5 protein-coding genes and 5 pseudogenes are annotated in these 6,000 nt (G+C 38.9%); 3 read left to right on the top strand and 7 right to left on the bottom strand.

Annotation, left to right across the window (positions count from 1 at the left end; all coding sequences use genetic code 11):
• Positions 1–467: pseudogene (locus ACFIKB_RS07845) on the bottom strand (phage tail protein); the annotation flags it as partial.
• 9 nt (positions 468–476) lie between these two features.
• A pseudogene (locus tag ACFIKB_RS07840) lies at positions 477–587 on the bottom strand (phage antirepressor Ant); the annotation flags it as partial.
• A gap of 383 nt (positions 588–970) precedes the next feature.
• Here ACFIKB_RS07840 and ACFIKB_RS07835 point away from each other — a divergent pair.
• Positions 971–2,056 (top strand): hypothetical protein, encoded by a 1,086-nt coding sequence (locus tag ACFIKB_RS07835; RefSeq protein WP_375635919.1) that lies wholly within the window; start codon positions 971–973, stop codon positions 2,054–2,056.
• A gap of 3 nt (positions 2,057–2,059) precedes the next feature.
• Here the strand turns inward: ACFIKB_RS07835 and ACFIKB_RS07830 are convergent.
• The 3 genes and pseudogenes from ACFIKB_RS07830 to ACFIKB_RS07820 all read right to left on the bottom strand — a co-directional run.
• Positions 2,060–2,442: pseudogene (locus ACFIKB_RS07830) on the bottom strand (hypothetical protein).
• Position 2,443: 1 nt separating this feature from the next.
• Positions 2,444–3,520: a major capsid protein gene (locus ACFIKB_RS07825; protein ID WP_375653228.1), complete on the bottom strand. Its 1,077-nt coding sequence runs from the start codon at positions 3,518–3,520 to the stop codon at positions 2,444–2,446.
• Between the two features lie 12 nt (positions 3,521–3,532).
• Positions 3,533–3,768, bottom strand: a pseudogene (locus ACFIKB_RS07820) (head decoration protein); the annotation flags it as partial.
• A 106-nt stretch (positions 3,769–3,874) separates the two neighbouring features.
• Between ACFIKB_RS07820 and ACFIKB_RS07815 the strand changes: the two are divergent.
• Together ACFIKB_RS07815 and ACFIKB_RS07810 are read left to right on the top strand one after the other, a co-directional pair.
• The gene (locus ACFIKB_RS07815) at positions 3,875–4,177 is read left to right on the top strand and encodes a type II toxin-antitoxin system RelB/DinJ family antitoxin (RefSeq protein WP_375645097.1); all 303 of its coding nucleotides are present in this window, start codon (positions 3,875–3,877) and stop codon (positions 4,175–4,177) included.
• A complete protein-coding gene (locus ACFIKB_RS07810; protein WP_375645096.1) occupies positions 4,123–4,362 on the top strand; it encodes a type II toxin-antitoxin system YafQ family toxin in 240 nt (79 codons plus the stop codon). The genes ACFIKB_RS07815 and ACFIKB_RS07810 overlap by 55 nt, the downstream gene beginning before the upstream one ends.
• 88 nt (positions 4,363–4,450) lie before the next feature.
• Here the strand turns inward: ACFIKB_RS07810 and ACFIKB_RS07805 are convergent, their stop codons facing one another.
• Together ACFIKB_RS07805 and ACFIKB_RS07800 are read right to left on the bottom strand one after the other, a co-directional pair.
• Complete coding sequence (locus ACFIKB_RS07805; RefSeq protein ID WP_375635922.1) at positions 4,451–4,693, bottom strand: hypothetical protein; 243 nt, start codon at positions 4,691–4,693, stop codon at positions 4,451–4,453.
• 7 nt (positions 4,694–4,700) lie between these two features.
• Positions 4,701–5,426: pseudogene (locus ACFIKB_RS07800) on the bottom strand (antA/AntB antirepressor family protein).
• Positions 5,427–6,000: the final 574 nt, after the last annotated feature.

Below are 6,000 nucleotides of genomic sequence, written 5' to 3'. Positions count from 1 at the left end.
AGGCTAGAGGCTATGGCTAAACGTTGCTGTTTTGCATAGCGTTCAAGTGCTTGATTGACAGCGTCTCTGATTTCGTCCTTGAGACCATTTGGTACTGAAATATTTAGATTTGTAATTGTTACACGGGCGTCTACTTCAACGGGTTTATGAACCGTAATTGGCTTTGGAGTTTTAAAGGCACCCACTTTATTTGTTGCCTGCATTTGTCCTGTTTCAATGACACTTGTATTAAAACCACTCTTGCGTTTTTCAGGTGGGGTATTTGTAAGCACTACTGTATCCAGCAGTTTTTTTGCCCGTGTATTGGTTTCATCGGTAAAGGTTTTAATGGTTTGGGTTGAAGTTTTGTTAATTGAAACATTAAACCCTAACTTTTTTTTCATCCAATTAGGCATCCAGTTGGTTAATTTGCTTATCATGCCGCTAAACCATTCGGACAAGGTTTACCACGTGCTTTTGATGCCGTCTCACAAGCTATCAATGAGATCGGATTTTATCTCCAAAAATGCATGCAACTCACGAGCATTTATCGTTTGAACTGTATCCTGCTCAATAATTTGTTCTTTAATTTCTATAAGGGTATTCATAAAGGACTCCTAGTTGTTAGATGTTTCTTAATGACACTTTAAAAGAGCTCTGGGTGCTAAGAAACATGGGCAACTAGCCCGTCGTTATATTTTCCCCGTAAAGGGTCTTGTATAGTGTAACTATACCCGACAAAGTTATTATATGCGTGTAACATACAACGAGTCAAAACTTTAATTGGCGGAGAAGATATTGTTCCAGCAATCCGTTCGCTAGTTGCTTTAAAGTGTTTCTTAGGCACCTGATTCGATTATTCATATCGCTGTAATAATGTCACGCAGCAATATCACTTTTTTCTAAAAATTATAAGCACATCTTTACTTTATTTGTCGACTCACTTTAAATTTTTTGGCTTAGTTTTTTATTTATAGTGGAGGGGGAAATAATGCTCGATACGCTTGATACAATTGCGGTGATCGTATACTTGTTATCATTCCCAGTGATGGTTGTCGGACTTGTTTTAGTGTGTATAAAAAAATGGCGGAAAAACGGACTGAAAACTCTTGGTATTGGAGTTTTATTATTTCTCGGCTCTGCAATATTAGGTGCGTTTTTTTTTCACAAAATCGAACCAGATCAAGTTACATACAATAATGAAATTTTTTCCTCCTCCTCGACTTCATTAATATATGTTGCTACTCAAAATGAAAGCGTGAAACAGGTACTACCTGAGAATACTGATAAGCAAAGTATCCATGTTCAAGACAAAAAGTCAGACGAAAATAATGGTCTAGGTTTTTGGGGATGGTTCAGGTTAATTTTCTTTGCATTTATTGCTTTGTCTATTTTTGTTCATTGGCAAGATAGACGCAAAAAGCGTTTTAAAGAAAAAGTTTCAGAGCAGGTTTTAATGCCTCCCCCCCATATCCACCCTTCTTCTGATTTATCAGTTGTTAATAAAATGTCGCTGGAACTTGAAAAAAAACGGTTAGAAAAGAGGGTACAGATCTTTCTCCTTTGTGTTCTGTTGAGTGGAGGCATTGTGGTAACAGTAACTATTACACCATGGTTATTAGTACCCATTCTTATTGTTTTAATTTTTGTTATTATTGCCTATCGTGAGGCGAAAAAGGAAAAAAACTTTGAGCAAGAAGTTTCTCTGTGGCAATCAGATATTCCTCCCTCTAATTTTGAGGAAGCATGTGAAATGTTTCAAGAACTTGATGCAAGTGAATATGATTATCGTTTAGCAAAAAATGAAAAACTGTTGGGAGTTCAAGAACGCGTTACCTTCAATATTGGCGAAAAGACTCCAGCTTTAGGACGTCTTTTAGTAACAAACCAAGCTATTGTATTTGAAAGCCCTGAAGATAATGAAAGGACTACTTGGGCAGGAATTGCATCAGTCACTATAACATACCAAAGATGTCACATCAGTCACCGTACTGGCGCACCATGGAATTACCGATTTAGTGCCATTCCAAATCCAAGGTTTGCAGCAGTAATCCGGGCTCTTGGGCAGCCTTATTGATTTTTAAACACACAAGATAAAGTTGCGTCCATTTTTTATCTCCCGCAAGATAAGCTTATACATACCAGATTCTGAGGCTTGGACATCTGTGATCACGAAGTGCTCTTGGGAAGAGGGAGCTTTGCTGTTTTTAGGAACCATCACAATAACACTATCTTGAGGGTTTGGTGGCACCCGCCCCCAATATCATTGATACAAAGATCAAGTTCCTTTCTTGCAATTGTGGTAGGGATTCTGCCACCAGCGTCCGATTCTGAATGCTTAATGGTGTAAATCGCTGTGATACGAAAAGATTGTTGGTTGTCCTTTCGCGTGTAGATGATGGGCTGCCCAAAAGTGTTGCGCACATCTTTAACCATTTGGTTTAGCAGCCCGTGCCATCGCATGTTATTTCGCTCCAATCACGGCTTTAAACAGCATTTCTGGGCGTGTGCAAATGTAAAGCGGATAGCTGTAGACCTCCGGTTTTACCCATGCATTACGGTCGTGATCAACGATCAGCATGGTGTAGAGAGGCTTTCCAACCGTGTTGGCAAAATCCAAGCTTTCACCTAGTGCAAAGGTTTTTTGGAAGACACCAGGCGCATCAACAGGGAAGAATTGACATTCATCAGGCTTAATTCCTATGGTGCGCTTTGTTCCAGCCTTCGCACTTACATTATAGTTGTGAATACTCCGGTAATTAATGAAAGTGACACCTGCAAAGTCAAAACTGCCAAAGCTGCCCGAGCCAAGAGCGCTTGGTGTTGCAACACCTCCGGCGCTATTAAGTGTCTGTGCTAAGGCTGTGTTTAAATAGGTCTCACGAATTGTTTTATGGTTTTTCAACTTGGAAAAGAATTCATTTCCACAAAGCCCAATAATGCGTGAACGATCAGAAAATGCTCCTTTTGAAGCCTCAATCATCCTCATAATGACTCGATCAACATTGTCAGCAACATTGGTTGTCTCAACATTTAGTTTAAAGTCAATGGGCTTTGGTGGTGTGATTTCCCATTCTTTGTACCAATCGACAATCACGGAGCCATCAGCATCAAGGACAACACCTTGAACAGCGCCAAGCTGCATATTTTCCCATGTCAATTCGATTTCAGAAATCAGTTTCTTTTGTTTTCTGGCAATATATTTCATTGCTGTTTCTAACTGATCTTCTGTGCCAAATTCACGACGGTTTTGGATTTCTTCTGATTTCACTGTATCACTTTTGGCAATCCGTGTTGTTTTGAAAAAGCGAAGATTACGCCCCTCTCTATCACCTTCTGCCAAAGGTGCGCCACGTTCGCTGGTTTGAATAAGCGAAAATGTATTATCACGCCGTTCAATCCCAACCACTGTGGTACTGGTTTCAACTTCCTCAAAAAGATTAAGAGAGCTTACAAGACCAGGTTGAAACTCATAGTTTTCAATGGCTTTCATCATTGTGATGCTTGAGAAAGCATCATGTTTAAAAAAATTCATATCCATGTGTGCATTCTCCTATCGCAATAGAATGTTGTTCTTGTCTTCTAAAGACTGAATGGCTGCTTTCTTTTGCTCATCCGTGATGGCATCTGGCCATAGCAGTTCAGAAGCTTTTACAGTGCATAAGCGTGCTGTAATCACGGCGCGTTGATCTGCGCCTGTTGCGTCAATAGTGGCAAAAGAAAAATCCCTGCCGGTGTTTGACTGCCATCTGCTGCTGCTGGATTAAGGGGGATGTATTTTTCTGATGCTTGAGGAATGGGGTTTTCGGCGTATCAGATAAGCCAAACATTTTGCGGTTGAAATTAAACTCCAATTGTATTGCACTGAAATACAGTTACAAGAGGAGAGATCATTATGGCTGCTAGTCGTATGGTTCAGGCGCGTGTACCAGAAGAAATTCAAAATATCGCTAATCAAGTTATTCAAGCTTCAGATTTATCAGTAAGTGATGTTGTGAGAGTGTTGATGACGCGTATTGCACAAGATAAAGCTATTCCGTCCTTCTTGTTTCAACCCGATGCGGAAACCATAGCGGCTTTTACGGAATTAGATGAAGGCAACTTAAAAAAGTTTCATTCCGTAGACGAATTATTTGATGATCTATGTGGACGATTGAACGCACCACTATCTCCAAACGTGATTTCAAGCGTGAAATGAAAGGACGGTATCGGCATCTTTTAGATATTGATTTGCGCCAAATCATTGCAGCATTAGCAATTGACCAGCCTTTAGAACCTCGATATCATGACTATGCATTGACTGGGAATTGGAGCAATTATCGAGATTGCCATATTCGACCTGACTTAGTGTTGATTTATCGCTTGATTGGTCAAGATCGATAGGTTTTAGTATGTCTAGGCTCTCATTCAAAACTTGATCTTTAAACTACCTCCCCATTTTTGAGAATGGAGAGGGGAGTTATGTTTTTAGCTAAGCAGCTTCCACAACAGGGCTCTCCAAAGTAGGAGCATAAGCTTGCAATAACGAATTCATGCTATGCGGGAGTTCTGAAGTTCCAAAGCCTTTAAGAACTGCTAGAATCTTTGTAATATTCGGTACCTCATCTTGAAGTTTTAAAATCAAAGCTTTTTCTATCACACCCATAATGTTAACCAGAGTACTACAATTTTTTTTATCTACATATTCACAATTGACAAACTGAAACAAAGCCATTCACACATTACATAAAAAGTTGGTATCTACCTTCATTGCATACCCCCAAAGATATTTGTTCTCTCAAACATGCCAATCCTTTTGGTGTAATTTTTGTTGAAGGCAGTATCTTTTCTGTAGCATCAGGTCCTTGAATAGTGATAGCAGGATAATCCATAAATCCTTTCTTGATTTTATCCTGATAGGGTAATAATGGACCACTTGGAATACGGCGATACACCCAATCATGTTTATGTAAGTAATCTGTTAAGTCCTTTGGCCGTACTTCAAAAATTTTTTCCGCTTCAATAAGACCGAACAAACCATCAGAAGGCTTTAAATCCTCAAGCGCGTCTGCTTTGGGTGCTATTCTGCGATGATGCTACTTTCTGTTCGATTTGATTTTGTAGGTGATTCAAGACGCCAAGTAATGCTTCGGGCTTGGAGTAATCGATTTGCGGTGTCGCTACTTGTTTTGCAAGCTTTTCACATTCGATAAAATACTCTTTTACTTGATGACCTTTATCATTACGCTCGATCATTGAAAGGTGTTTTGCCATGTCTAAGGTGAGGTGATATTCCATGCTTGGACGCCCACCTTTTTCTAAATTTTTAGAAAAAGCTATAAGTCTATATTTTCTCGAAATTTGCATTCTTTAATACGATTTTTAATCCAGTCTGCAAATTTTGATGTAATTTCCAAAAACGCATGCAAATCACGAGCATTGACGGTTTGAACAGCCTCTCTATCAATAACCCGTTATTTAATTTCTATAAGAGTGTTCATAGTGAACTCCTATCGATTAGAGGTTTCTTATTGACATTCCAGAAGAATGCTGGGCGCTAAGAAAGACGGTCGATAGTCCGTCGTTACGCTTTCCCCATAAAGAGTATTGTATAGCGTAACTACACCCGACAAATCCATTATATGCATGTAGCATATAATGAGTCAAAGTCCCTAATGTGCGGAGAAGAGATTGTGTCGGTAATCTATCCGCTATCGATTTAAGGTGTTTCTTAGGCACCTGATTCGAAAATATACATTGACGCAATAATGTCGAGAATAAAAATAATTTCCATCTCAAAATAATTATATACTGTACAGTGTACATATTGAAATCATTATTTATCAATGAGTTAAGTGTACAATGTACAGTTAATTTGAAAATTCTGTCGCTAGCGATAGTTTGCGCAGCCTGCCCCGTAACGAAGCTAACTCGCTGGGAAGTATCTTTTATATTTATTTTATTGACTTTTTTATAAAAAAACAAAGCATAAGTGATAATCTGTTTTTAAAATTGCAATCAAAGTGTGTAATGCATAAACTC

The sequence above is a fragment of the Bartonella sp. MR110HLJHH genome, assembly GCF_042194225.1.
Classification (GTDB): Bacteria; Pseudomonadota; Alphaproteobacteria; order Rhizobiales; family Rhizobiaceae; genus Bartonella; species Bartonella grahamii.
Note: the sequence above shows the minus strand (reverse complement) of the source record. Positions and strands in the feature narration are given on the sequence as shown.